The sequence below is a fragment of the Synechococcus sp. WH 7805 genome, assembly GCF_000153285.1.
GTDB lineage: Bacteria > Cyanobacteriota > Cyanobacteriia > PCC-6307 > Cyanobiaceae > Synechococcus_C.
On record NZ_CH724168.1, the window covers coordinates 861,407 to 887,951 of the forward strand.

Annotated in this window: 19 protein-coding genes and 1 tRNA gene; 7 read left to right on the plus strand and 13 right to left on the minus strand. The window is 54.3% G+C overall.

Features of this window, described 5'->3' with window-relative positions:
- The first annotated feature begins 27 nt into the window (after positions 1 to 27).
- Together WH7805_RS14365 and WH7805_RS04700 are read left to right on the plus strand one after the other, a co-directional pair.
- Complete coding sequence (locus WH7805_RS14365) at positions 28 to 10,977, plus strand: cadherin-like domain-containing protein (protein WP_038004422.1); 10,950 nt, start codon at positions 28 to 30, stop codon at positions 10,975 to 10,977.
- A gap of 80 nt (positions 10,978 to 11,057) precedes the next feature.
- Positions 11,058 to 11,375: a hypothetical protein gene (locus WH7805_RS04700; protein ID WP_006041852.1), complete on the plus strand. Its 318-nt coding sequence runs from the start codon at positions 11,058 to 11,060 to the stop codon at positions 11,373 to 11,375.
- 218 nt (positions 11,376 to 11,593) lie between these two features.
- Here the strand turns inward: WH7805_RS04700 and WH7805_RS04705 are convergent.
- From WH7805_RS04705 to WH7805_RS14370, 5 genes are all read right to left on the minus strand, one after another.
- Positions 11,594 to 11,666: transfer RNA gene (locus WH7805_RS04705), tRNA-Ala, on the minus strand.
- Between the two features lie 76 nt (positions 11,667 to 11,742).
- Positions 11,743 to 12,366 carry a transcriptional repressor LexA gene (gene lexA, locus WH7805_RS04710; protein WP_006041854.1) on the minus strand — a complete coding sequence of 208 codons (624 nt, stop codon included), beginning with the start codon at positions 12,364 to 12,366 and terminating at the stop codon, positions 11,743 to 11,745.
- A 53-nt stretch (positions 12,367 to 12,419) separates the two neighbouring features.
- Complete coding sequence (locus WH7805_RS04715; protein ID WP_232198952.1) at positions 12,420 to 12,854, minus strand: hypothetical protein; 435 nt, start codon at positions 12,852 to 12,854, stop codon at positions 12,420 to 12,422.
- Positions 12,855 to 12,856: 2 nt separating this feature from the next.
- Positions 12,857 to 13,114: a hypothetical protein gene (locus WH7805_RS04720; protein ID WP_006041856.1), complete on the minus strand. Its 258-nt coding sequence runs from the start codon at positions 13,112 to 13,114 to the stop codon at positions 12,857 to 12,859.
- Positions 13,111 to 13,278 (minus strand): hypothetical protein, encoded by a 168-nt coding sequence (locus tag WH7805_RS14370; protein ID WP_156783614.1) that lies wholly within the window; start codon positions 13,276 to 13,278, stop codon positions 13,111 to 13,113. Before WH7805_RS14370 ends, WH7805_RS04720 begins: the two co-directional genes overlap by 4 nt.
- A gap of 71 nt (positions 13,279 to 13,349) precedes the next feature.
- Here WH7805_RS14370 and WH7805_RS04725 point away from each other — a divergent pair, with 71 nt between their 5' ends.
- Together WH7805_RS04725 and WH7805_RS04730 are read left to right on the plus strand one after the other, a co-directional pair.
- On the plus strand, positions 13,350 to 13,691 hold the full coding sequence (locus tag WH7805_RS04725; protein ID WP_006041858.1) for a YbjQ family protein: 342 nt from the start codon (positions 13,350 to 13,352) through the stop codon (positions 13,689 to 13,691).
- A gap of 105 nt (positions 13,692 to 13,796) precedes the next feature.
- Entirely contained in the window at positions 13,797 to 14,270 is a 474-nt protein-coding gene (locus tag WH7805_RS04730) for a hypothetical protein (protein WP_006041859.1), read from the plus strand.
- Between the two features lie 146 nt (positions 14,271 to 14,416).
- Here WH7805_RS04730 and WH7805_RS04735 read toward each other — a convergent pair whose 3' ends face one another.
- From WH7805_RS04735 to ftsH, 4 genes are all read right to left on the minus strand, one after another.
- Positions 14,417 to 15,904 (minus strand): DASS family sodium-coupled anion symporter, encoded by a 1,488-nt coding sequence (locus WH7805_RS04735; protein ID WP_006041860.1) that lies wholly within the window; start codon positions 15,902 to 15,904, stop codon positions 14,417 to 14,419.
- Positions 15,905 to 16,123: 219 nt separating this feature from the next.
- Positions 16,124 to 16,918 carry a carboxylesterase gene (locus WH7805_RS04740; protein ID WP_006041862.1) on the minus strand — a complete coding sequence of 265 codons (795 nt, stop codon included), beginning with the start codon at positions 16,916 to 16,918 and terminating at the stop codon, positions 16,124 to 16,126.
- Positions 16,875 to 17,831 (minus strand): ornithine carbamoyltransferase, encoded by a 957-nt coding sequence (argF, locus tag WH7805_RS04745; RefSeq protein ID WP_006041863.1) that lies wholly within the window; start codon positions 17,829 to 17,831, stop codon positions 16,875 to 16,877. The genes WH7805_RS04740 and argF overlap by 44 nt, the downstream gene beginning before the upstream one ends.
- Before the next feature lie 52 nt (positions 17,832 to 17,883).
- Complete coding sequence (ftsH, locus tag WH7805_RS04750) at positions 17,884 to 19,761, minus strand: ATP-dependent zinc metalloprotease FtsH (protein WP_006041864.1); 1,878 nt, start codon at positions 19,759 to 19,761, stop codon at positions 17,884 to 17,886.
- 146 nt (positions 19,762 to 19,907) lie between these two features.
- Here ftsH and WH7805_RS04755 point away from each other — a divergent pair, with 146 nt between their 5' ends.
- Together WH7805_RS04755 and WH7805_RS04760 are read left to right on the plus strand one after the other, a co-directional pair.
- A complete protein-coding gene (locus WH7805_RS04755; RefSeq protein WP_006041866.1) occupies positions 19,908 to 20,657 on the plus strand; it encodes a potassium channel family protein in 750 nt (249 codons plus the stop codon).
- Between the two features lie 87 nt (positions 20,658 to 20,744).
- Positions 20,745 to 21,017, plus strand: a complete 273-nt coding sequence (locus tag WH7805_RS04760) for a hypothetical protein (RefSeq protein WP_006041867.1) — start codon at positions 20,745 to 20,747, stop codon at positions 21,015 to 21,017.
- On the opposite strand, the gene ribD is transcribed toward WH7805_RS04760, so the two are convergent.
- Positions 20,992 to 22,110: a bifunctional diaminohydroxyphosphoribosylaminopyrimidine deaminase/5-amino-6-(5-phosphoribosylamino)uracil reductase RibD gene (gene ribD, locus WH7805_RS04765; RefSeq protein ID WP_006041868.1), complete on the minus strand. Its 1,119-nt coding sequence runs from the start codon at positions 22,108 to 22,110 to the stop codon at positions 20,992 to 20,994. The two genes, WH7805_RS04760 and ribD, sit on opposite strands and share 26 nt — an antisense overlap.
- Positions 22,107 to 22,607 (minus strand): DUF3122 domain-containing protein, encoded by a 501-nt coding sequence (locus WH7805_RS04770; RefSeq protein WP_006041869.1) that lies wholly within the window; start codon positions 22,605 to 22,607, stop codon positions 22,107 to 22,109. Before WH7805_RS04770 ends, ribD begins: the two co-directional genes overlap by 4 nt.
- 24 nt (positions 22,608 to 22,631) lie before the next feature.
- On the opposite strand from WH7805_RS04770, the gene WH7805_RS04775 reads away from it, so the two are divergent.
- A complete protein-coding gene (locus WH7805_RS04775; protein ID WP_006041870.1) occupies positions 22,632 to 23,111 on the plus strand; it encodes an ureidoglycolate lyase in 480 nt (159 codons plus the stop codon).
- A gap of 170 nt (positions 23,112 to 23,281) precedes the next feature.
- Here the strand turns inward: WH7805_RS04775 and WH7805_RS04780 are convergent, their stop codons facing one another.
- Both WH7805_RS04780 and WH7805_RS04785 read right to left on the minus strand, forming a co-directional pair.
- Positions 23,282 to 23,707 carry an MAPEG family protein gene (locus WH7805_RS04780; protein ID WP_006041871.1) on the minus strand — a complete coding sequence of 142 codons (426 nt, stop codon included), beginning with the start codon at positions 23,705 to 23,707 and terminating at the stop codon, positions 23,282 to 23,284.
- Positions 23,708 to 23,972: 265 nt separating this feature from the next.
- Complete coding sequence (locus tag WH7805_RS04785) at positions 23,973 to 26,477, minus strand: GH116 family glycosyl hydrolase (RefSeq protein ID WP_038005047.1); 2,505 nt, start codon at positions 26,475 to 26,477, stop codon at positions 23,973 to 23,975.
- Between the last annotated feature and the right edge of the window lie 68 nt (positions 26,478 to 26,545).

Below are 26,545 nucleotides of genomic sequence, written 5' to 3' on the forward strand. Positions count from 1 at the left end.
TTCGAAAACCACCCAAGACAAAAAGCAATGAGCACAATTACCGAAGCCGAAACCATGGAGACCAACACAGGCAGCAATGACGGCACCCATGCCATACCGGATGCAGCGACCCTAGAAAATGACCTAATTGAAGTCGCAAATTCTGTAACAGAATTTTCAGCAACTCAAGGAGAAAACAACTGGTATTATGGATATTACAATGGCGGGGAGCTCAACCAAAACAATTTCCATCAGTTTCAGAACTACAATAACAACGGAACTTTTTGGGATATTGACTCAACATATTACACACGCCTAAGGCCTGACGGTGGTCATCCGCATGGTCCTATCAGCACAAAGCCAACCTCGGGTATTGTGCACTGGACTGTTAGACGATGGATTGCAGAGTCTTCAGGTGAATTTCAGATAACCGGAATTTTTGATGATACAAACAAAGGGGGCGGAGGCGATGGCGTCGAAGGATTTATCACCGTTAATGGCGAAATTGTATATTCACAGATTGCGACTAATTCAACTGCTGCATACAACTACAATGTACACATCCAGCTTTCTCAGGGAGATGTCGTTGATTTTGTCACTTCTCCGCGAACATGGGATGGAGACGACGACTTCAAATTCACGGCATCAATAGCAAAATCAGTCAATACAAACACTGCCCCAGCTTTAACTAGAACTGTTGCAACACTACCTGACGGGAAAGAAGATGTCCCTTACATACTCAAAACCTCCGATCTTCTGCAAGGCTACACCGATGCTGATGGTGACACGCTCTCAGTCACTGAACTGAGGACATCTGTTGGCTACTTCACCAACAATGACGACGGCACCTGGACACTCACGACTCCTCAAAACTTCAACGGCTCCGTTGAATTCTCCTACTCCGTTACTGATGGAAATGGTGCATACACTCCCGCTTACCAGACTTTCTCACTAACTCCTGTTAACGATGCTCCGATCGTCCCCGGAGCTGTTGATCTTGGCTCAACACCAGAAGACACAAGCTTCCTCATCACTTCTGAGCAACTCCTCGCGAATGCCTCCGATCCCGATGGGGATGCCCTCTCCATCTCCAACCTCAAGCTCATTGAGGGCCAAGGTTCCATCACGGAAAACGCCGATGGCACCTGGACCTTCTCACCAGCAGGAAACTTCAACGGTGATGTTTCCTTCTCATACACCGTCAGTGATGGTGAAAGCACGCCTGTCAGCGAGCAATGGCTGCGATACGGCGGCACTAGCGGTAATGATTACTCCGGTGGTCTTGCGATCTTCAGCAATGGAGATCTCGCCCACGCCGTCAGCAGCCAAAATGACAACGGCTCATCCACCGTCACCGTTCAACGAGTGACCACCAGTGGACAGGTTGTCTGGTCACTTGACATCAATGCTGATTACGCACCTAGTGCCGGTCAAATTTTGGTTAATGGTGATGACACCGTATTCATCACAGGCGGAACCAAGACAGGTGCCTCCGGTGAATCGGGCAAAAACGACTCTGATGTCTATGCCACCGCGATCAGTACCAATGGCAACCAGCTCTGGTACAAGAACTACGGTATTGGCATTCATGAAATCGGCGCAACCGCTGCACTCGATGCCAACGGCAATCTACTGATCAATGGACGCATCAGTGAAGTCAATGATGCCTACACCTTCATCAAAGACGTCCCAAATTTCTATGGAGCTGACTTCACAGGTGGATGGAAGGGCTTTCAACTGAAACTCAACCCCGAAAACGGGACTATCAGACAGGCCTACACCACCGGTTCATATAACTCCGGCGGAAACCAAATCGTCAGTGATCAGTCCCGCAACATTGCCTACATCAACGGGTACACCTTTGGCTCAGTGAATGGCGTGGGGACAATCGGAAATGGTGATACTGCTGGCGCCAACAACTACCTGATTGCGCGCGATGAAACAACCGGCGCCACGATATGGACGCGGATGGAGAATTGGATCCGCTCCAACATCGTTGTCATAGAAGAAGAGGATGGTCTTTATTTTATCGACAAGGGCAACCTAGAGAAGATCCAAGGAAGCACTGGTAAGTCCCTGTGGAGCAAGCCTATCGCGAACAACCACTATCGACTCGGTAAAGCGGCAAATGGCGGAATTCTATTGAGTCAAGCCAGCAGCAACGGAACCTTAGAAATACAAGCTGTCAGTTCAGATGGCAACTTCGGTATAACGCAGGTTATTGATCACCAAGGCACCCTCTATCCCCGAGAAATACTCGAGACCAACAATGGTCAGCTGATCATCTCTGGATCAACGACTGGTGCTCTCCAGGTTGGTGAGGATGTGAAAGTACTGACAAGCCAAATCGGCTCCAATGACGCTTTCACGCTGAAGATCAAGAGCAACTTCTCAGCAGGCACCTCTGCAGCCACTGTTCAAACGGGCGAGGTGACAACAGCTATGGCTGATCTCACCGTCACTCCAGTGAACGACGCCCCAGAACTGACCGGTACTCCAGCATCGCTGCCTAACGGAAAAGAAGATATCCCTTACACCCTCAAAGCTTCTGATCTTCTGCAGGGCTACACCGATGTTGATGGAGACACTCTCTCAGTCACTAACCTCACGACATCTGTTGGCTACTTCACCAACAATGACGATGGCACCTGGACGCTCACGACTCCTCAAAACTTCAATGGCACCGTTGACATCTCCTACTCCGTCTCTGATGGGAATGGTGCATACACTTCCGCTTACCAAAGCTTCTCGCTCACTCCTGTTAACGATGCTCCTGAACTAACCGGTACGCCAGCATCACTTTCTAACGGAAAAGAAGATGTCCCTTACATCCTCAAAGCCTCTGATCTTCTGCAGGGCTACACCGATGCTGATGATGACACGCTCTCAGTCACTGACCTCACGACCTCTGTTGGGTACTTCACCAACAATGACGACGGCACCTGGACGCTCACGACTCCTCAAAACTTCAATGGCACCGTTGACATCTCCTACTCCGTCTCTGATGGGAATGGTGCATACACTTCCGCTTACCAAAGCTTCTCGCTCACTCCTGTTAACGATGCTCCGATCGTCTCCGGAGCTGTTGATCTTGGCTCAACACCAGAAGACACCAACTTCCTCATCACTTCTGAGCAACTCCTCGCGAATGCCTCAGATATAGACGGAGATGAGCTATTCATCACCGATCTCGATCTCAGCAAGGGTGCCGGAGAACTGATTACTAATCCAAACGGAGGATGGGTATTTACCCCAACCAAAGACTGGAATGGTGAGGTTGAATTCAGCTACAGCATTAGCGACAGCGGAGGCGGAGAAAGCTACAAGATCAATGACAAAGTATTTTTGCGAGGAAGCAGTCTGTATACAATCGTAGACGGGCCCTCATGGACAAGTGCGGAAACCAATGCAAAAAAGCTGGGCGGTCACTTAACACAAATCAACGACCAGTACGAGAATGATTGGATATATTCAAACCTGATCTTAGCAACAAATATTCAAGACACGTATGAAGGTGCATATATTGGTCTCACGAAGTCGGATGAAACAAGAACCTGGGGGTGGTCTAACGGGGTTCCTAGCAATTACTTCAACTGGGCAGAAGGCACACCGAATGGTGAATACGTGCCAGAAAACTATGGGGTAATAAATATTGAAGGCTTCTGGGATGACTGGACCAATCAACAAGGAAATATCTCAAAGGGGATCGCTGAAATACCCTTCATTCGACGTGGTGATTCTGCATATGTTGTTGTTCAAGGGCCAACCTGGGAGGAAGCAGAAGCAAATGCTCAGAAGTTAGGCGGCCATCTCGTAACCATCAATGACGCTGAGGAGAATGATTGGATCCTGAATACGTTCCGTAAAGACTTTACAAACGGTGCTGGATTTATTGGGTATAGTGATACAAAAATCGAAGGCCAGTGGATCTGGTCAAGTGGAGAAGCAACCACATACACAAATTGGGATGCAGGCAATCCAAGCAACAGCGGCGGGTTAGAAAATGTCGGAACAATTCAGTTTGGCGATGGGAGCTGGAATGATGTTGCTACTAACTACTGGAATTGGTTTGGGCAAAAGGGAGAAATCAAGGGGATTGCTGAAATCAAACTTGGTTCTGACTTTGGCGTCAAAACAAGCGCGTCACTCACGGTTACTCAGGTCAATGATGCGCCTGAACTAACCGGAACTCCAGCATCACTGCCTAACGGAAAAGAAGATATCCCTTACATCCTCAAAGTATCTGATCTGCTGCAGGGCTACACCGATGCCGATAGTGACATGCTCTCAGTCACTGACCTAACGACATCTGTTGGATACTTCACCAACAATGTCGACGGTACCTGGACGCTCACGACTCCTCAGAACTTCAACGGCACCGTAGACCTGACCTACTTCGTCTCTGATGGGAATGGTGCATACACTCCCGCTTACCAAAGCTTCTCGCTAACTCCTGTTAACGATGCTCCGATCGTCTCCGGAGCTGTTGATCTTGGCTCAACACCAGAAGACACAAGCTTCCTCATCACTTCTGAGCAACTCCTCGCGAATGCCTCCGATCCCGATGGCGATTCCCTCTCCATCTCCAACCTCAAGCTCATTGAGGGCCAAGGTTCCATCACGGACAACGGCGATGGCACCTGGACCTTCTCACCCGATGCCAACTGGAACGGCGACGCCTCTTTCTCCTATGGCGTCAGTGATGGTAAAAGCACGCCTGTCAGCGAGCAATGGCTGCGATACGACGGCACTAGCGGTAATGATTACTCCGGTGGCCTGGCGACCTTCAGCAATGGAGATCTCGCCCACGCCGTCAGCAGCCAAAATGGCAACGGCTCCTCCACCGTCACCGTTCAACGATTGACCAACAGTGGACAGGTCGTCTGGTCACTTGACATCAATGCTGATTACGCACCTGGTGCCGGACAGATTTTGGTTAATGGTGATGACACCGTATTCATCGCAGGCGGAACCAAGACAGGTGCCTCCGGTGAATCGGGCAAAAACGACTCTGATGTCTATGCCACCGCGATCAGTGCCAATGGCAACCAGCTCTGGTACAAGAACTACGGAATTGGCATTCATGAAATCGGCGCAACCGCTGCACTCGATGCCAACGGCAATCTGCTGATCCATGGACGCGTCAGTGAAGTCAATGATGCCTACACCTTCATCAAAGACGTCCCAAATTTCTATGGAGCTGACTTCACAGGTGGATGGAAGGGCTTTCAACTGAAACTCAATCCCGAGGACGGGACTATCAGACAGGCTTACACCACCGGTTCAGGTAACTCCGGCGGAAACCAAATCGTCAGTGATCAGTCCCGCAACATTGCTTACATCGACGGGTACACCTTTGGCTCAGTGAATGGTGTGGGGACAATCGGAAATGGTGATACTGCTGGCGCCAACAACTACCTGATTGCGCGCGATGAAACAACCGGAGCCACGATATGGACGCGGATGGAGAATTGGATCCGCTCCAACATCATTGTCGATGAAGAAGAAGATGCTCTTTATTTTATCGACAAAGGCAACCTAGAGAAAATTCAAGGAAGCACCGGTAAGTCCCTGTGGAGCAAGCCTGTCGCGAACAAACACTATCGACTCGGTAGAGCGGCAAATGGAGGAATCCTACTGAGTCAAGCCAGCAGCAACGGAACCTTAGAAATACAAGCTGTCAGCTCAGATGGCAACTTCGGTATAACGCAGGTTATTGATCACCAAGGCACTCTCTATCCCCGAGAAATTCTCGAGAACAACAATGGTCAGCTGATCATCTCAGGATCAACGACTGGTGCTCTCCAGGTTGGTGAGGATGTGAAAGTACTGACTAGCCAAATCGGCTCCAATGACGCTTTCACGCTGAAGATAAAGAGCAACTTATCAACAGGAAACTCTGCAGCAACTGTGCAAACGGGCACGGTGATAACAGCTCTGGCTGGTCTCACCGTCACCCCGGTGAACAATGCTCCTGAACTAACCGGTACTCCAGCATCACTTTCTAACGGAAAAGAAGATGTCCCTTACATCCTCAAAGCTTCTGATCTTCTGCAGGGCTACACCGATGTTGATGGAGACACTCTCTCAGTCACTAACCTCACGACCTCTGTTGGTTACTTCACCAACAATGACGACGGTACCTGGACGCTCACGACTCCTCAAAACTTCAACGGCAACGTTGACCTCTCCTACTCCGTTACTGACGGAAATGGTGCATACACTCCTGCTTACCAAAGCTTCTCGCTAACTCCTATTAACGATGCTCCTGAACTAACCGGTACGCCAGCATCACTTTCTAACGGAAAAGAAGATGTCCCTTACATCCTCAAAGCCTCTAATCTTCTGCAGGGCTACACCGATGCTGATGATGACACGCTCTCAGTCACTGACCTCACGACCTCTGTTGGGTACTTCACCAACAATGACGACGGCACATGGACGCTCACGACTCCTCAAAACTTCAATGGCACCGTTGACATCTCCTACTCCGTCTCTGATGGGAATGGTGCATACACTTCCGCTTACCAAAGCTTCTCGCTCACTCCTGTTAACGATGCTCCTGAACTAACCGGTACGCCAGCATCACTTTCTAACGGAAAAGAAGATGTCCCTTACATCCTCAAAGCCTCTGATCTTCTGCAGGGCTACACCGATGCTGATGATGACACGCTCTCAGTCACTGACCTCACGACCTCTGTTGGGTACTTCACCAACAATGACGACGGCACATGGACGCTCACGACTCCTCAAAACTTCAATGGCACCGTTGACATCTCCTACTCCGTCTCTGATGGGAATGGTGCATACACTTCCGCTTACCAAAGCTTCTCGCTCACTCCTGTTAACGATGCTCCGATCGTCTCCGGAGCTGTTGATCTTGGCTCAACACCAGAAGACACAAGCTTCCTCATCACTTCTGAGCAACTCCTCGCGAATGCCTCAGATGTAGACGGAGATGAGCTATTCATCACCGATCTCGATCTCAGCAAGGGTGCTGGAGAACTGAATGCTAATCCAGACAAAAGCTGGATATTTACACCAACCAAAGACTGGAATGGTGAGGTTGAATTCAGCTACAGCATTAGCGACAACGGAGGCGGAGAAAACTACAAGATCAATGACAAAGTATTTTTGCGAGGAAACAGTCTGTATACAATCGTAGACGGGCCCTCATGGACAAGTGCGGAAACCAATGCAAAAAAGCTGGGCGGTCACTTAACACAAATCAACGACCAGTACGAGAATGATTGGATATATTCAAACCTGATCTTAGCAACAAATATTCAAGACACGTATGAAGGTGCATATATTGGCCTCACGAAGTCGGATGAAGCAAGAACCTGGGGGTGGTCTAACGGGGTTCCTAGCAATTACTTCAACTGGGCAGAAGGCACACCGAATGGTGAATACGTGCCAGAAAACTATGGGGTAATAAATATTGAAGGCTTCTGGGATGACTGGACCAATCAACAAGGAAATATCTCAAAGGGAATCGCTGAAATACCCTTCATTCGACGTGGTGATTCTGCATATGTGATTGTCGAAGGGCCTACATGGAAAGACGCTCAGGAAAATGCTGAAAAGCTAGGCGGAAACCTCGTAACCATCAATGATGCCGAAGAAAACTATTGGCTAGCAACAAATAGCTATTTTGAATCACCTGGAAATTTTGTGTTCTATGGAATAGGGTTAACGGATGAAGAAAAGGAGGGTGACTGGGCATGGAAGGATGCAAGTAAATCAACTTTTAGGTCATGGGATCAATCCAACGGAGATGGACTGCCAGAGCCTAATAGCCCTAACGATGGAATATCAAATTATGCGTATATTGGAAGAGGATTTAATAACGATTCGCTCTATAAAACTGAAACAAGTGGATTAGAAGAAGGGAGCTGGTATGACGATGGCAATAGGCCATCACCAGCATTCAATGGTATAAAAGTATTTGGAATTGCCGAAATCAAACTTGGCTCTGACTTTGGGGTCAAAACCAGCGCCTCACTATCGATTAATCCGATCAACGATGCCCCCGTCTTATCCGGAACTGCTGCAACACTTCCCAATGGGAAAGAAGATATCCCCTACACCCTCAAAGCCTCTGATCTGCTGCAGGGCTACACCGATGTTGATGGTGACACGCTCTCAGTCAATGACCTAACGACATCTATTGGATACTTCACCAACAATGACGACGGTACCCGGACGCTCACGACTCCTCAAAACTTCAACGGCAACGTTGACCTCTCCTACTCCGTTACTGACGGAAATGGTGCATACACTCCTGCTTACCAAAGCTTCTCGCTAACCCCTGTTAACGATGCTCCTGAACTAACCGGTACTCCAGCATCGCTACCTAACGGAAAAGAAGATATCCCCTACATCCTCAAAGCTTCTGATCTTCTGCAGGGCTACACCGATGTTGATGGAGACACTCTCTCAGTCACTGACATCACGGCATCTGTTGGCTACTTCACCAACAATAACGATGGCAACTGGACCTTCACACCAGGAGCGAACTTCAACGGTGAAGTCTCCTTCAGCTACACCGTCAGTGATGGCTCTCTCACCACTGATGCCACCGCATCCCTCAATGTTGCTGCCGTCAACGATGCACCAGTTCTGAGCGGCACTCCTGTTGAGCTGCCCAATGGAACAGAAGATGTGGCCTATGTGCTGAAGGCGTCTGATCTGCTGAAGGGCTATTCCGACATTGAAGGCGATGCCCTGTCGATCACCAGCGTCAGCACCGCATCAGCCAATGGAACCATCACTGACAACGGTGATGGCACCTGGACCTACACCCCAACACAAGATCTCAATGGTGAAGTGGTCTTCAGTTTTGTAGTCAGTGATGGAAATGGGGGAACCGCCAATGGCAGCACATCACTCACACTCGATCCAGTTGAAGATGAAGTGCTTCTCGATGAAGACAACAACGGCATTGTTGATGGCACCGAACTCACCGCTTATCAGCTCTTCTCAGAAGCTGGTGCTATCACACTCAAAAACAATGCTGGCCAAACTTATAACAACAGCTCATCTGGCAACTCCGATGTAGTTGCTGCTATCGAAACCGATAACGGCTTCCAGGTCCTACTGGAAGGTACAGGTTCTCGAAACGATACGTTCTACGTCTGGAATACGAATTCAAATGGAGTGATCATAGGCGGTAGTGGCTGGAAGTCTGGTGATATCGCAACTCGTCTTGGATGGGAAGAAACTTTCAACTTTGATACCAATCGTGATGGAACCATTGGCGCTTTGATCCTTGATGACGACAACAACGGCATTGTCGATGGCACCGAACTCACCGCTTATCAGCTCTTCTCAGAAGCTGGTGCTATCACACTCAAAAACAATGCTGGCCAAACTTATAACAACAGCTCATCTGGCAACTCCGATGTAGTTGCTGCTATCGAAACCGATAACGGCTTCCAGGTCCTACTGGAAGGTACAGGTTCTCGAAACGATACGTTCTACGTCTGGAATACGAATTCAAATGGAGTGATCATAGGCGGTAGTGGCTGGAAGTCTGGTGATATCGCAACTCGTCTTGGATGGGAAGAAACTTTCAACTTTGATACCAATCGTGATGGAACCATTGGCGCTTTGATCCTTGATGACGACAACAACGGCATTGTCGATGGCACCGAACTCACCGCTTATCAGCTCTTCTCAGAAGCTGGTGCTATCACACTCAAAAACAATGCTGGCCAAACTTATAACAACAGCTCATCTGGCAACTCCGATGTAGTTGCTGCTATCGAAACCGATAACGGCTTCCAGGTCCTACTGGAAGGTACAGGTTCTCGAAACGACACGTTCTACGTCTGGGATACGAATTCAAATGGAGTGATTACAGGCGGTAGTGGCTGGAAGTCTGGCAATATCGCAACTCGTCTCGGTTGGGAAGAAACTTTCAACTTTGATACCAATCGTGATGGAACCATTGGCGCTTTGATCCTTGATGACGACAACAACGGCATTGTCGATGGCACCGAACTCACCGCTTATCAGCTCTTCTCAGAAGCTGGTGCTATCACACTCAAAAACAATGCTGGCCAAACTTATAACAACAGCTCATCTGGCAACTCCGATGTAGTTGCTGCTATCGAAACCGATAACGGCTTCCAGGTCCTACTGGAAGGTACAGGTTCTCGAAACGACACGTTCTACGTCTGGGATACGAATTCAAATGGAGTGATTACAGGCGGTAGTGGCTGGAAGTCTGGCAATATCGCAACTCGTCTCGGTTGGGAAGAAACTTTCAACTTTGATACCAATCGTGATGGAACCATTGGCGCTTTGATCCTTGATGACGACAACAACGGCATTGTCGATGGCACCGAACTCACCGCTTATCAGCTCTTCTCAGAAGCTGGTGCTATCACACTCAAAAACAATGCTGGCCAAACTTATAACAACAGCTCATCTGGCAACTCCGATGTAGTTGCTGCTATCGAAACCGATAACGGCTTCCAGGTCCTACTGGAAGGTACAGGTTCTCGAAACGACACGTTCTACGTCTGGAATACGAATTCAAATGGAGTGATTACAGGCGGTAGTGGCTGGAAGTCTGGTGATATCGCAACTCGTCTTGGATGGGAAGAAACTTTCAACTTCGATACCAATGCTGATGGAATCATCGGCAATGAAATCAAAGATGAAGATCAGAACGGGCTTGTAGACAATGTGACCAATTACCAATTGTTCAGTGAAAGTGGCGCCATCACACTCCAGAACAACAAAGGAGGCACATACTCCGATTCAACCACAAACAGGTGGGATGCCATCGCTGCCGCTCAAGTTGATGGCGGATTCAAGGTCTTATTGGAAGGCACCAATGATGCACTCCGTGACCAATATCTCGTTTGGACAACTGACTTCAATGGCACCATCATCGATAGCACTGGTTTTCAACCAGGGGACGAACTTGCCGATCAAGGCTTTGAGGAACTCTTTGCCGTTGACCTCAATGCTGATGGTTTTATCTGATCTGAACATTTAATCACACGAGTAACCCCGTCAAAAGGCGGGGTTTTTTCATGCCTAACAACGCCACATAGACTGACCCTATGGCGAGAATTACAAACGCAGAAAAGCTCAGGCGGGTGAATCAAATTCGCCTACTTCTTGCCCGCGGAGGAACACGCTCAGAGTGCCTTGAGCTTGCAGCAACCGAATGGGGCCTCAAACCTCGCTCAGCTGACTTCTACATCCATGAAGCCAACCAACAGATCGTTCAAGACTTCGAAATCGACCGCAAGGAGTACACCGCACAGCTGCTGCAGGTATTGCATCGGGTGATGGAGAAAGGCACCCAGACCAACCAAATGGGCGCTGTCACAGCAGCGGTGGCACAGGCGATGAAGCTGGCTCGCCTCGACGGCTGACCACTCTGCGATTCTTAAGCCCACCCCCTCTTTGAACAAGCCGCTGGGTGAACTAGCCACTGTTTGACCGAGTCACTGCACGAGCTCCTTCGGGCAACTTCAACAGCACCAATTTTTGGGCACTTTTTTGGGTACAGCGGCGACTATTTAGGCAAAAACAAGAAAAAAGCGATCCCCACGGATCGCAACAACCCTGTCACTGACAGAATTTTGAGACATGGAGCCAAGGAGACTCGAACTCCTGACCCCCTGCATGCCATGCAGGTGCTCTACCAGCTGAGCTATGGCCCCAATGCGTCAAGAAGGCCTTGGCCGTCTCTCCGTCGTGTCGAAGCTTACAACGTCACGCCGCCCATGGCATTGCCACTCACACCTGCCGCCACACAGCAGCCAATTTTCCTTGCACCTGCACCTGATCGGCAGGCACCTCGATCGGGTCATACGCAGGGTTAGCGGCTTCGAGTCGGATGACAGCGCCATCCCGATGGAAATACTTGAGAGTGGTTCCGCTCCCCGGCACCAACGCACTCACAATCGTTCCCTCACGCAAACGCGATGGCTCGATCACTGGCTCCATCAGCACCACATCCCCGTCGGCAATGTGAGCATCCACCATCGAATCGCCATTCACCGTAAGAGCAAACAAACCACGAGTTTCCAGCACAGGAGCCAGGTCCAACCGCTCTTGCACATCATCAAAGGTCTCGACCAATCCACCGGCAGCGACAGCCCCCAGCACGGGAATCCCTGATGACACTCCGCCGAGCAGCTGAAGCGTACGCGCCTGGCCCTCCTGCCAGGTAATCCATCCCTTCTGCTGGAGGTGGCGCAGCCGACTCTGAACCGGCGCAGGCGATCGCAGGCCCATGGCCTGCATCATCTGGCGAATCGAGGGGCTGTGATGATGACTGCCGATGTAATCAGCAAGCCATTCGTACAATTCCTGCTGAGCAGAAGTCAGTGGCTCGGGGGATCCAGCGGGCACCAGCAATGCACATGTTCGTCAATACATGTGTACCGGTGACAAGCAAATCGCGCAAGGGCTCAACCAGCCCCCCCTAGCCCGCAGATCCACTTGGCCTTCGCTGGTGTGTCGTCACGACCGATGTAATCGAGCCACTCTCCCTTGGCAGACTGGCGTTGCAACCGCATCTGGTTGCAGAGGGCCCGCATTCGCAGCAAGCGCACCTGCCAATCCACTGCCTCCTTTTTCTGCAGGAGAAGCACACCATCGAATTCGACTCCAGCAGGAGTGCGAATTGGATCACTGAGATATTCAGCGGCGCGCAGTGCTGGGGTGTGAAGTCCCTCCATAAACAGCCAAGGCCGAACAGGCAGATCGCCGGAACGCGTGAGCGTCTCGCGAATTTTCACCCATGTCGGCGGTTCCATTTGCGGCTGCCAGGTGTCAGCCGTCGCTGGACCACCGAAAACGGCAGCAGCAACGAGGCACGCTCCGCCTGCGGACATCATGCGCATCATCACGACACCTCCTGGTCCGGAGCGGACTCGGTCCGTTGACGGATCAACTCTGCCAACATTTTGAGTTTGGCGTTTTCCGATTCCGAAGCCCGCGACGCCATCCAGGAACTGGCAGCCTTGAGCTGGGCGAGCTGCTGCAGCAGTGATAGCGAGGTTTCGCGCAGGGTTTCGAGGTCATCACACTCTCGAATGAAGCGGCCCCATTTCTCAGTTTCAAACGACTGCTCCAGACCGCGCTCGAGGGGATCGATGCTCATGACTCCGACTCCATCTCAAGCATGGGATCGGGCTCTCCATCGGAGATGGCTTTCGCCCGGCGGTAGAAGGCACTATCCGTGTCACCGGATGCCTCCATCGATTCCATGATGCGCATCCAGTTGTCCCGCTCCTGCTGATCCATCAAAACGCAGAGATTAGGCAAACCTTAAGCCGGTTCAGCATGGCCACCGATGCGTAGGCCATGGCTATCAAGACCTTGAAAGCACAATCCTTATGCTGATCACCTCAACTCCCAGCATTGAAGGGCGGAAGATCCTTCACTATCGGGGTCTGGTTACTGGAGAAACGATCATTGGTGCCAATATTTTCCGCGACATCCTGGCTAGCATCACTGACGTAATCGGCGGAAGATCGAAGGCTTACGAAGACGCCTTAATGACGGCTCGTGAAAATGCGATCGAAGAGATGAAAAGTCGAGCATCACTGATGCAAGCCAATGCAATCGTTGGCGTTGACTTGGATTACGAGGTGTTTGGTGAAGGAGGCATGATGATGGTCTCTGTGAGCGGAACCGCAGTTCTTCTCGAAGGCGGCACAGGTGTACCCATAATTTGAGTTGGCTCTTTGAAACTGACGATGCATCGCCTCTAATCCTCCCTGGGGGATGAATCCATCACTACCCCTAAGTGCCATGCCCTCCAAAGCATCCGGCTATTGTGAATGAAAAGCATTGTCTTCATGGACCTCCGAACCGCAGGAGTTGTGATTCAGATCCTGAAATTGATGGCCCTGTCAGATGGGAATGTGGCAGCGGAAGAAGAAGAGCTGTTGGAGTCGCTAGGCAAACGTTATTTAAAAGAAGCCTCCATCCCATCATGGACAGCGGCCTTCAATCACCCCAATGATTTAGAGGTGCTAGCGGAGGAAATCCCTGAAATGCACAGAGCTCTAACCGCCAAACTGGCCTACATGGTGATAGCAGCCTCGCGAGATGCCTATCAATTCACTGTCAATTCAGATGAACAGAAGGCTTTTGATCGGCTTTGCGATCAGCTTGCCCTCGATCAAAACACACGAGATGAGTTAGCAGCAGAAGCCAAAAACGACCTGTCTGAGCGCCCAGGACTCTGGGAAATTTTATATTCAAATTTTTCATCTCAGTTCAGCATGGGAAACACTCCCGGTATTTTTTAAGAGCGTCACCGAGCAATGCAGATACAAACGATCAACCCTCTTCAATACAAGCCCTTTTATTCATGAAAAAATCACAGAAAAATCTTTACGCAGACACTACATAGATATACCTTCTGAGCTATATTTTTCAAACTTCCAAAAACCCATCACCCCCACAACCGCAGAGATTGAACTAGAGGAAATGCTAACAATGCAAGAACGATAATGCTTAAGCAATTCAACCAGAATCCTGCTCGAATCATGTCGCTGATCTTGATTTGACCAGTGCCGTAAACAATCGCATTGGGTGCTGTCGCTGTGGGCAACATGAATGCAAAACTACCCGCCAATGCAGCCGGAAGCACCAAAACCGGAGCATCGAGACCAATGGCGCCCGCAACAAGCACGAGGATGGGCACAGCTGTGGTGACCGTTGCCGTATTGCTTGTAATTTCCGTGAGGAAGACAATCACACTGATCACCAAGGCAACTGCCAGCCAAATTGGAACCAACTGAAGACCTGAAAACATCGAGCCCAGATAGCGGCTTAATCCGCTGCTTTCAATCGACGATGCAAGACTAAGACCACCTCCAAAGAGGAGAAAGATTCCCCAGGGTGCTTGAGATGCGCAATCCCAATCCATAGCAAAACGTTCACAGCGTCGATCCATCGGAATCACAAACAGAATGAGCGCTGCTGTGATGGCAATCCCCGCATCTGTCAGCCCAGAGAATGGCTGCCATCCTTCGATCATCACACCCTTAAGAGGTAAACGAATCATCCACATCAAAGCAGTGCCAGCACAAATCAGCAGAACGGCCCACTCGCCAAAACGCATTGGAGCAGCCGGTTCCAATTCACATTGAACATCGAGAGCACGTAGGGAATCAGAAGAATCCTGAAGAGGGAACAAAACCCAAGCGAGCAAGGCCCATGTCAGTGGCACCATCACCAGAACAATCGGAACCCCAAGACGCATCCATTCTAAAAATGTCACCTCCAGGCCAAGACTGGCCTGGAGGTAAGCAGCTGCTACTGCATTCGGCGGTGATCCAACGATGGTTCCAATCCCACCAATTGACGCTGCATAAGCCACTCCCAGCAAAAATACTGTTGATCCATGACGCCGGTTGACACCATCCTCGTTCAGCCGATTGGCAATACTTTCTGCAATCGGCACCATCATCAAGGTTGTGGAGGTGTTCGACATCCACAAACTCAAAAAGGCTGCAACTGCCATCAAGGCTCCAAGGATTCGGCGGGGGGTCCCTCCAATGTGGCGCAACGCCAAAGTGGCGATTCGCTTGTGCAAACCCCATCGCTGCAGGGCCAAAGCCAGGATGAATCCTCCAAGAAACAACACCAAAAGAGTGCTCGTGTAGTGGCTGACGATCTCTGCTAAAGGAGCCACCCCAACGATCGGCAGCACGACCAATGGCAGAAGAGCTGTTGCATAAATAGGAATGGGCTCAAGCATCCACCAGAGGGCCATCCAAATCACAAGAGCAGCAACAACACGAGCAGAAAATAAAAGCGGCTGAGTCGCGCCGTCTGCATCCACGAATGAGACAGGAATAGCAATCGCAACGGCAGCCCCAATCAATGGGGCCAGCAAGAGAGCTAGACGGCGCATCTCAAAAATCCGAGGAATCATTCGCTCAGTCCTTTTAAGTGACCACGATCAGTGACGCTGCATCTATGTACTCCTATGACCAGTCGCAATCGGCGCGCAGCCTCTGATCACCACGCTGATCAAGGTGCCACAGAACGACTCGCTTGCTGCTCATCAAAATCAAGTGAATCTGGCTGAAGCGGCAAACGTCGGGTGGGAGCAAATGAATCCCTGATCACAAGCCAAGTCCTCAGAAACCAATCACCCACATAAACGCCTGATGAACTCTGCTGTTACATCCGCCACGGTGCGCCATTCAGCATCCGTGGTGATCAGGTGGCCGCTGTTCTCTAACCATTGCAGTTCCACAGAAGGAGAGCTGACCCGCTGGCGCAGACGGTTCACCCCGCGCGCAGTGATCACTCGATCAAGGCGACTGGCCATCACCAGCAGTGGCTGCGTCACCTCCGCCAAATGGTGGCGAGTGTCAGCGATCAGCTCCAACACCTTCACGCTGCAGCGAGATGGCCAGCGGTTGTAGGTCCAGATGCGCTCAGCGGTCGTGGGATCAACGAAGTCATCAGCTGGCCGTGGGACCGATGTCAACAACCTGGACAGAAGCGGGGCGATCAGAGCGCGTGGATCACCGCTGATGATCGGTGGTGAATAGGTAATCACCCCTTGGATGCAGGGCCGCCGCCGCGCCACCTGCAACGCCAGGATCGCCCCCAATGACAAACCACCCACCACCACGCTCTGGCCTTGATGTTGCAAGCGATCAACAACTGCATCGAGCTGATTGAGCCATTGATCGGGCTCCACCGGCATCAGATCCTCTAGGCAGGTGCCATGCCCATCGAGCAAAGGGCACTCCACCCCATAGCCCTCGCGCTGCAAAGAGTCGGCAAGAAGACCGAGCTCAGCAGGCGACCCGGTGTAACCGTGAATCAACACCACGGTGGTAGACCCACCGGGCAGAACAACCGGATCGGGTGAGACGCTCACAACAACATCAGAGTCCGCCCAGCAGGGCTGCCAGCAGCGCCTGCTGGGCATGCAAACGGTTCTCGGCCTGATCAAAGATCCGACTTGAGGGTCCCTCCATCACACCGGCACTGATCTCCTCGCCGCGGTGCGCCGGCAGGCAATGCAACACGATGGCGCGGGAATCAGCCTCCGCCAACAGATCCTCGTTGAGGCAGAAGCCCTGAAAGGCTCGCTCTCGCTCGGCCTGTTCCTGCTCCTGGCCCATGGAAGCCCACACATCGGTGTAAAGAGCTTGGGCTCCACGCACAGCCTCAACAGGATCAGTGATCACGCTGATCTGCGCACCTTCTACTGACAAAGCGCGCGCTTGATCAACAACACCTGGGAGTGGCTCAAATCCCTCCGGGCAACCGATGCGCACATTCACGCCGAGCAGCGCACCACAGAGCATCAGCGAGTGCGCCACATTGTTGCCATCACCCACATAGGCCAGCGTCTGACCCTGAAGATCGCCGAAGGCCTCCTGCATCGTGAGGAAATCAGCGAGGGCTTGGCAGGGGTGCTCCAGATCGGTGAGGGCATTGATAACTGGAATGGAGGCCCAGTGGGCGTAATCCGCCAACTCCTGCTGGGCGAAGGTACGAATTGCCAGAACATCGCAGAAGCGGCTCAGCACGCGGGCGGTGTCTTCGAGGGGCTCGCCCCGACCGAGTTGGGTGAGCTGAGGATTGAGGTCAACGGTCTGCCCCCCGAGACGGGCCATCGCCACCTGAAAGCTGACCCGGGTTCGCGTGGACGCTTTAGTGAAGATCAGACCGAGGACTCTGTTACCCAGATCAATCCGACGTTCGCCACGTTTGAGCTGAGTGGCCAGCTGCAGCAATGCCGCAGTCTGTTGAGCAGTGGTATCGGCCGACGAGAGGAAGTCGCTGCCGCTCAACCCAGTGAGAACGGCGGCGACACTGGTGGTAGCGGACGCCATGGCAGGACTTCAAACAGCTGTTATCGGGGACAAGTGGTGGATCCGTCAAGCCTCAGGCCGCAACGGCCTCAGGCAACACGCTGGCAGCCAGCATCTCCTTGAGGTCGTCGCCTTCGATCACTTCTTTCTCAAGGATCTTCTGAGCGATGGTTTCAAGAAGAGCCATGTTCTGGCGAAGGATTGCCAGGGCCTGCTCATGAGCGTTATCCACCAGGGCACGCACTTCCCGATCGATCGCCTGGGCGGTGGCATCGCTCACCGTGCGGCGTGGATTGTTGCCACCGCCGAGGAAACGCCCACCACCTTGCTTGTCGTAAGCCAACGGTCCGAGGGTGTCACTCATTCCGTAGGTACCCACCATCTGCTCGGCGATATCCGTGGCCCGCTGAAGGTCGTTGGCCGCTCCGGTGGTGATTTTGCCGAACACAATTTCCTCGGCTGATCGGCCGCCGAGCAAGGTGGCGATCTGTCCTTCCAGGTCTTCGCGGGAATTAAGGAATCGCTCTTCGGTGGGGAGTTGAAGGGTGTAGCCCAAGGCACTCATGCCGCGGGGAACGATGGAGATTTTCGCCACCTTGCTGCCCCCTGGCATGAGGTGACCGACAATGGCGTGACCGACTTCGTGGTAAGCCACAACTTTCTTCTCATCGTCCTGCATCACCCGGCTCTTCTTCTCAAGACCAGCGACAACGCGCTCGATCGCCTCATTGAGATCCCCTTGCTGCACGGACGTCTGCTTGTTGCGAGCTGCCAACAGGGCCGCCTCATTCACCAGGTTGGCCAGATCAGCACCTGCGAAGCCACTCGTGGCCTGGGCGATGCGATCGAGATCCACACCCTCAGCCAACTTCACTTTTTTGGCGTAGATCTCGAGGATGGTTTTACGACCGGAGAGATCCGGGCGATCTACCAGCACTTGGCGGTCAAAACGTCCGGGACGCAGCAACGCAGCATCAAGGACCTCCGGCTGGTTGGTGGCAGCAAGAACAATCACAGGCTTGTCTTTCGAAGCAAAGCCATCCATTTCAGTGAGCAGCTGGTTGAGGGTCTGCTCCCGCTCGTCGTTGCCGCCGACAACGCCCATCGAGCCTGAGCGACTCTTACCGATCGCATCCAGCTCATCGATGAAAATGATGCAGGGGGCATTCTTTTTGGCCTGTTCAAACAAGTCACGCACCCTGGCTGCACCGGCGCCTACAAACAGCTCAACGAATTCCGAGCCACTGATGATGAAGAACGGCACACCGGCTTCGCCGGCGACAGCTTTGGAGAGCAAAGTCTTGCCTGTTCCAGGAGGGCCAACCAACAGCACACCCTTCGGGATCCGAGCCCCGATCTCCGTATAACGCTCGGGGGTCTTGAGGAAGTCGACGATTTCGGTGAGTTCATCCTTGGCCTCATCCACACCAGCGACGTCAGCAAAGGTCACCCGAGACTGCTCATCAGGCACATAAACCTTGGCCTTGCTCTTGGTGAAATTGAGTGCTCCCTGGGCACCACCCGCTCCCATAGAACGGCGGGCGAAGAACTGAAGCACCAGGATGAAGATCAGCGGGGGGACTACCCAGCTGAGGATTGTGGTGAAGATATTGGGTTTCTTGGGCGGTGCTGCTGCAAATTCCACGCCCTTGGACTCCAGGCGCTGGGGGAGATCCATGTCGAAGATCGGCGTGGTCGCCAACACAGAAGGTGCACCTTCTTCGGCTTCCGAAAGCTCATAGCGAATCTGATCTTGCGTGATGTATGCGCGCTTCACAGCGCCGTCGTTCACCTGATCGATGAAAAGGGAATAAGGAACCCGAGGCACCTGCTGCATGCCCTGGTTAGGCAGGAAACTGCTGACCAGCAGAAGTACCCCGAAGCCGATCAACACGAGGTTGATGATTCCAAAGCGACGGTTGGGGCGATTGTCGTCCTCGCGGATCGGCATGTTTCGGGTCCCGATGATGCTCCCAAACTAAAGCTCGCAACTGATGGGCGTTCGTCCGGCGGGGGGGGAGAACCGTACGGGGATGGGCGACAGAGGCTCGCCCTTGCGCGCGATTCGAGCCATCCTCGGCCTGAGCAATCCCAGAAATGATGCGATCGGAGTGGCGGCGCAAGCGATGGAGGGAACTGATTTATGAACTGCTGCTGGGCCTCTGTCTGATAGTGCTGGCCAGCTTCGCCTTTCCAAGGCTCACCTGGCTGGGAAGCCTCGGCTATGCCCTGATCGCCCTGCTGCTCACCCAGTTGGTGATGATCCGCAAGCCAGTGCTCACCCTGCAGGATCGTTTGTACCAAGCACTGGGACTCGTGGCGCTGTCGGCTTTGCTGCTGTGGCTGCTCACCCCGGTGCGCTGGGAGACCAGCGGCGTGCCGCTGGTGTTGAGCTGGGGTGTGCTGGTGGGGTGGAGCGTGATCCGCCTGATGGAACGCTTGGCCACCGAACGGCATGTGACCTCCGCCATGCTGATGGGTGCTGCCGCGGGCTATCTGTTGCTGGGACTCACAGCCGGGCTGGTCATGAGCGCAGTGGAAACCATTCAGCCAGGCAGCTTCGAACCCCTCGACATCCCGATCACGGATGCAGCAGGCCAGAACTACACGGTGATCGGGTCAGCGGCGGTGTTCGCTCAGATCAATTACTTCGCCTTCATCTGCCTCACCACCGTTGGCTTTGGAGACATCAACCCCGAGCTTCCCCTCGCCAGGATCCTGGCCGTCAGCACAGGCATTGCCGGACCTCTCTACCTGGCCGTGGTGATGGGGGTGCTGATCGGGCGTTACGCCGGTGACCGTGAGATCGAAGACCGCCTGGAGCAACACGATCCCAATCGACGTTGAAGACAAACAGCCTCGCTTTGGTGAGACTTCCAGTAGACCGACGCCGAACTCGCCGAGCTTTCCGTCTCTATCTACTGCAACAACGCAATGGTCCCGGCAAGCGGGATTACAGGGTATTGCTGGCTCGGCGCTCCCTGCTACTCGCTGATCGCTCTCTGGTTCACTCGGGTTCTGGGGCTGTTCGCGGTGGTGTCGCAGTGGATGTGGCTGATCACACCGGTGAAGCGGGTGGGCTGGAGTGTGATCCGGCTGGTGCGGGCCCTGGCCAGCGAAACTAAAGTGAACGAACGCATCCTGATGGGGGCCGTGGTGATGGGCGTGCTGATCGGCCGCTTCAGCACGGATCTGAAAGGGAACTGAGAGTCACCTGCAGCAACAGATCGTCGGTGAGGCGCTGCTGACGCAGCCCCTGCAGAACCACCACCTCCTCCATGGCCTGGAAGCCCAGATGCCCAAGAGGTGTGCGCGCCGGCTCACCGCCAAGCAGCTTGGGGGCTATCACCGCAGCCAGCTCCTGCACGCACGCCTGCTGCAGGGCAGCGGCAGCCAGCTCCGGGCCACACTCCCAGAGCACCCGGTTGCAGCCCCGCTGGGCCAGGACCGCCATCAAAGACTCAGGCCCACAGGCCGGTAGCACCTCCCGTTGCAACCCCAGCGCCTCCAACCGGTCCCGCGCTTCCGCCGGCGCGTCCTGGCCATGCACCACGAGGGTGGGCGCAACGGATTGGTCCCAGATCTGAGCCTGATCAGGCAGATCCAGCCTGCGGCTCAGCACCACCCGCAGCGGTTCAGGGCTGCGCAAGCCCCGGCTGGTAAGCAGCGGATCATCAGCGCGCACGGTGCCGCCTCCCACGATCACGGCATCACACTGGGCCCGCAGACGATGCACCCAGGTGCGTGCGGTGGATCCGCTGATCCACTGACTGGCGCCATTGGGCAAGGCCGTTCGGCCATCCAGGCTCATCGCCCACTTGAGAAGGCCCCAGGGCCGACCGGTGCGCACGCGATGCACGAAGGCGTAATTCTGTTGGGCAGCTTCTGCCTCCAGCACACCGGAGATCACCTCCACGCCGGCATCGCGCAGCCGTTGCAAACCACCACCGGCAACACGGGGATCGGGATCGGTGAGTGCCACCACCACCCGAGCGATCCCTGCCTTGATCAAGGCGTCCGTGCAGGGCGGGGTGCGGCCGTGATGGCAGCAAGGCTCCAGGGTGACGATGATCGTGCCGCCACGGGCGGCATCACCGGCCTGGGCTAAGGCCCCCACTTCGGCATGGGGTTCACCAGCCCTGGCATGAAATCCCTCCCCCACCAGCGTGCCGGAGGGATCGAGCACCACCGCACCCACTAGGGGATTAGGACTCGTGTAGCCATCGGCCAAGGCCGCCAGTTCCAAGGCCCGACGCATCCAGGGAATCCAGCGCTGATCAGCGTCAGCGACCGCCCTCATGAACTGAGAGGCTCCGTTTGCACCTCACGCCACTCCCCCACCACATAAGGGGGAACAGGCATTTCGTTGAACACACCGGGAAGGAACAAACGCAGAGGGCGGTTGTTGATGAGGTCGTTGAGCAGTGGATCGAGGGCGAACTCAGCGGCCGCCTCCCGGCCATCACTGACAAGAACGGGATTCTCAAGAGTGATGTCGTCGAGTTGCCACTCCTTCACGCCGGCCTGCACGAGCAGGGGGGAGGGGTGTTCGAGGCGCAGCTTGCCGGGGTAACCCACGATGCGCAACACCACGGGATTACCAGGCTGACCGGTGCGATAGGCCACTGCCTGCCAACTCTGGTAATCCAGATCGCGCAGGCTTTCGAGGCTGCGCAGCATCGGTGCCCCATTTTCATCCTGGTGTTCATGCACCTGCGCGCTCACGGCCATGGGGGTGAGCAGCAAAAGCGTTACGGCAACCAGCAGTGTGCAAAGCAGACGACGCAACGCGAGCATGAATCAAGCGCGAACAGTGCTCCCATGATCGAGCATCAGCCACTGCAAGCGGGGTCCCTACTGGACCCACGTCTTGAAGCCTGCGGCACCGCCTTGCGCGAGGTGGACGACATGACCTTGCCCGGGGAGCATGACGCGGAGCTGAGCTTCGGACCAGGGACACTGCGGTATTACGTGATGCGCATCCCCCGCAGACCCCTGCGGATCGCGGCGATGACCCGCCACCTGAACGCCACCCAATGCCTGAGTTCCGCCGAAGCACGTTCCTTCTGGCTGCTGCTGGCACCGCCAGACACAAAGGGGCCAGTGCTGGATGCTTCCGCAGCCTGGTTGCTGCGCATCGAAGCCGGCGAAGGCATCAAATTGCATCTGGGCACCTGGCATGCTGGACCATTGTTTGATGCCGACTCCGCCTCCTTTTTCAATCTGGAGCTGAGCGACACCAACCAGAACGATCACGAAACCTTGAAACTCAATCGCAGCATCGCCGTGGAGCTGAATTGAACGTCAGAACTGCTAGGTGATACTGCCACTGGCGTGTGCGCACACACCCCGTCAAATCCGCTGTGACAACAAAAAACCGGGAGGCTATGCCAACAACCCAAAGAGCAGGCCTACAAAACAGACAGCAATCATTCACTTCAATCATCGAATAGAGACTGCAACTTTCATCGCTACACAAGGGCTTCTAGTCCCACGCCATAAAGGATCCCACTGCAGAGCAGGCCTAAGAACCAAGCCACGGAGCGAGCGATCGGAACGTTCAAGAGATAAGCGCTGATATAGGCAACACGAAGCACTGGATGCGCCAATGCAACCGCGACAGCGATGCCTGGAAGGGCGTGACCATTCAACACCGCAACAACAGCAAGTAATGCCGCAGGAGCATGCATAGCGAAGGCTTCAAAACTGTTTTGCTGTGCCCAACTTGCACGCTTACCCCAGGCCGGAAAGCGATCAAACATCGAACGCAACGCAGCCAAGTCCTTGACTTCAAGCCTTGCACTAAATCGAGCGGCATAGAGCAGGATGATGCTGATCAGCAACGCAGCGAATGACAGGATCAGCGACCACACATAAGGCGTGGCACTCGAAGCCATCGATGGCGACAATTCCGACACTGAAAATCACAAAAAGGCGCCTTTACAAGCTAACGACGTCAGACGCGTATGCACAAAAAGTAAAGCATTTCACTTTTTAATCGAATTGATTCATGCAATCAAGCAAGCCAAGTTCATGCGATTTGAACAAGCAATAACCGCAACAACACAGGATCGCCATGGAGCTGAACTGAGCGTCAGAACTGCCAGATCATGGCCAGTTTCGTCTGTAGGAAGTTGGTGGTGGGGCTGCAATAGCGCAGGTTCAGCTGATGCGCTCCGCCCCAGGAATCCGTTGCCAATCGGTGTGCGTCGCCCACAGCCCCCAGATCGCCATCGCCCGCAGGTAATGACAAGCCCTGAAGGTGTTCACCGCCGTGATCGCCTCCGGTGTGCGGAACTGCAGACCACCGCTGTACACCTGATGCACTACCGCTGAACAGATTGCTTCCGCAGTCTGCCCTTCACCCATCAACTGGTAGTAGCTGGCGATGCCGAAGTTGATGCCTGTCCACACCTCCAGCGGATGAGTGCCATTGGGATCCAAGGGTGTGCCATCACGGCGCAGTCCATTGGCCACCCCAAGGCTGCCGCCCTGGAACTTCTCAAAGCAACTCTCCTTCACGGCCTTGAGCGTGCTGCGGCTGTTGGCGTCACTCACCACCGGCTCCAGGCCCAGCAGGCGCGCATAAAAATCACCGCAGAGCTGATCGGCCATCACCACTGGCGTGCCGCTTTCGGCATCAATGTCGTAGTACTCGCCGTTCCAGAGCAGAGCATCGAAATTGGCCCGGGATTGCTCCAGCCAGTTGCTGAAGGTGTGCTGTTCACTGCCGGTATCCAGCCCCAGCTCCTGCTGCAGCCTTTGGGCCATAGCCAAAGCAGCTTCAAGCGCAGCGATCCACAACGCGCCGCAATAGGCACTCACCCCCTTCAGCGGCCAGTCGTCGAAGGTCTGATCAGGAGCACCCCCGTTATCCGGTAAGCCGTCGTTGTTGACGTCAAAACGCTTCAGATAGTGCAAGGCCTGCACGGCCGCTGGCCAGCAATCCGCCAGAAACGTGAGGTCTTCGCCGGTGGGTGCGAGCTTGAAGGTGCGCCACACTTGCAGCACAAAATCGCTGGCGAGGTCTTTCCAGAGATTGCAATCCTGATACGCCGTGTAATTGGTGGCATCAAAAGGGACCTCATTGGGAGCCCCCAGGTCGTGCGGCGTGGCCCCCTCCACCTTGCGATCCGCTTCCACCCGGCCGCGTCCTTGGGTGAAATACCAACCGATCGGCCGCTGGGTGGCATCCGCCGCCGGGATCGCTCTGGCGAAGCTGCGCAGCACCGCCTTGTCGAGTTCCGGCCAGAGCTGCAGCAAACCCAGGGATCCGTAGAGCCGCACATCCAGGCTTTCGTACCAGGCATAGTCGAGACACTCGAGCACGCCAAAGCGACCGTGGGGATCCTTACCCGACGCCGCGGTCCAGAGGCTTCCGCCACTGGCCAGGTCGTAGAGCTCATTGAATAAGGCCATGCGCAGAGCTTCCGGCAGCTCCTTGCGCGCCAGCACCGGTGCCTGCCAGGCATCGATCTGATCACGCCAATGGCGCCAGTCCCGCAGGGCCTCCGTTGCCATCGCCGCGGCATTGCGACCATCGGCTCCAAAGAAATCGGTGTAGCGGCGCAAATCACGAACACCGGACGCGAAGGCGGTGACCGGCAGATCCCAGCTGATCGCAATCGGGATTTCGCGGGATTCCCCGGGAGCCAGGGTGAACGTCAGGGCAATCGCTGCACTGGCGTGCTCGCCGGCACGACTGGCCCGATCGTTGTTGCTGTTGGGAATGCGGCCCTCCGCAGCAAACGGTTGCCAGAGCTCCTGGCCATCACCCGTGGGATCCCAGCGGCTGCAGCGCAGCACCTCAACACCATCAAGCGTGTCAGGAACCGCCAGACACCACTGCCCTTGCCCCTCGCCGATGGGCTCGCTGCGCTGGCCTTCCAGCACGATGCCGCGAATGCCTTCCTGATCCAACCAACGGTTGCGTTGCCCCTCGCCGTGGCCGATCGCTGGGGCGTAGTTGTGTTCCGGGCTGCCGTCATCCCGGAAATGCACCTCTGCCGAGGGGTCGGTGTTGAAGAACCAACCCACCGTGTTGCGCCAACTGAGGAGCAACGACAGATCCAGCGGTTGATCGGTGGGATTGCGCAAGGTCCAGCGGAACACGGCCACTGGATAACTGGTGCGTTGATAGTCGCCAGGGAGGATCGGGCTGAAGGCCTCGCATTGCACCTCGGCGTCGAATACACCCTCGTAATGGGTCCAGCTCAGGGGATAGCGGGCGGCATAGGTTCCGGTGCTCTGCTCACCCGTGCTGGCGGGATACCAATTCCAGGCAGCCAGAGGCTCACCGCTGTTGGAACGTGAGGCGTCAGCCTCGGGCTTCAAGGCCAAAGCGTGGGCCCGTTTGCTGCTGCCGTTGTTTTCAAACAGGGAGAACTGACAGTCGGGGATCGTTCCATACCAATGCTCTCCACCATCGAGATGCCAGAGGTTGAAGTCACCGCGGGAGCTGCGGCCGATGCAACCAGCACCAAATCCCCCAAGGGGCATGCCATGCCATGGGCCGTCATCGAGATTGCTGGCATAGCGGACCGTATAGGGCTGATCCCAGCCCAGGCCGAAGGGCCGGCTCCAACTGGCCTCGGGTGGCGTCCAGGCCTGCGGCCGGGGACTGCGGCGCAGAAGCGAACGCAGGGCAGACAGACCGAGGGGAGCCATGGGACGGCGGAAAGTCGCCCCAGATTGCCAGACCTTGCCGGACAAACCAGTGGATGGCCTCAAGCAGA

What these genes read in the sequence shown, in the direction of transcription:
- WH7805_RS14365 (WP_038004422.1), top strand. Translation starts at nt 28, where the DNA reads ATGAGCACAATTACCGAAGCCGAAACCATGGAGACCAACACAGGCAGC.
- WH7805_RS04700 (WP_006041852.1), top strand. Translation starts at nt 11,058, where the DNA reads ATGGCGAGAATTACAAACGCAGAAAAGCTCAGGCGGGTGAATCAAATT.
- WH7805_RS04715 (WP_232198952.1), bottom strand. Translation starts at nt 12,854, where the DNA reads ATGCGCATGATGTCCGCAGGCGGAGCGTGCCTCGTTGCTGCTGCCGTT.
- WH7805_RS04720 (WP_006041856.1), bottom strand. Translation starts at nt 13,114, where the DNA reads ATGAGCATCGATCCCCTCGAGCGCGGTCTGGAGCAGTCGTTTGAAACT.
- WH7805_RS04725 (WP_006041858.1), top strand. Translation starts at nt 13,350, where the DNA reads ATGCTGATCACCTCAACTCCCAGCATTGAAGGGCGGAAGATCCTTCAC.
- WH7805_RS04730 (WP_006041859.1), top strand. Translation starts at nt 13,797, where the DNA reads ATGAAAAGCATTGTCTTCATGGACCTCCGAACCGCAGGAGTTGTGATT.
- WH7805_RS04735 (WP_006041860.1), bottom strand. Translation starts at nt 15,904, where the DNA reads ATGATTCCTCGGATTTTTGAGATGCGCCGTCTAGCTCTCTTGCTGGCC.
- WH7805_RS04740 (WP_006041862.1), bottom strand. Translation starts at nt 16,918, where the DNA reads ATGCCCAGCAGGCGCTGCTGGCAGCCCTGCTGGGCGGACTCTGATGTT.
- argF (WP_006041863.1), bottom strand. Translation starts at nt 17,831, where the DNA reads ATGGCGTCCGCTACCACCAGTGTCGCCGCCGTTCTCACTGGGTTGAGC.
- ftsH (WP_006041864.1), bottom strand. Translation starts at nt 19,761, where the DNA reads ATGCCGATCCGCGAGGACGACAATCGCCCCAACCGTCGCTTTGGAATC.
- WH7805_RS04755 (WP_006041866.1), top strand. Translation starts at nt 19,908, where the DNA reads ATGATGCGATCGGAGTGGCGGCGCAAGCGATGGAGGGAACTGATTTAT.
- WH7805_RS04760 (WP_006041867.1), top strand. Translation starts at nt 20,745, where the DNA reads ATGGTCCCGGCAAGCGGGATTACAGGGTATTGCTGGCTCGGCGCTCCC.
- ribD (WP_006041868.1), bottom strand. Translation starts at nt 22,110, where the DNA reads ATGAGGGCGGTCGCTGACGCTGATCAGCGCTGGATTCCCTGGATGCGT.
- WH7805_RS04770 (WP_006041869.1), bottom strand. Translation starts at nt 22,607, where the DNA reads ATGCTCGCGTTGCGTCGTCTGCTTTGCACACTGCTGGTTGCCGTAACG.
- WH7805_RS04775 (WP_006041870.1), top strand. Translation starts at nt 22,632, where the DNA reads ATGATCGAGCATCAGCCACTGCAAGCGGGGTCCCTACTGGACCCACGT.
- WH7805_RS04780 (WP_006041871.1), bottom strand. Translation starts at nt 23,707, where the DNA reads ATGGCTTCGAGTGCCACGCCTTATGTGTGGTCGCTGATCCTGTCATTC.
- WH7805_RS04785 (WP_038005047.1), bottom strand. Translation starts at nt 26,477, where the DNA reads ATGGCTCCCCTCGGTCTGTCTGCCCTGCGTTCGCTTCTGCGCCGCAGT.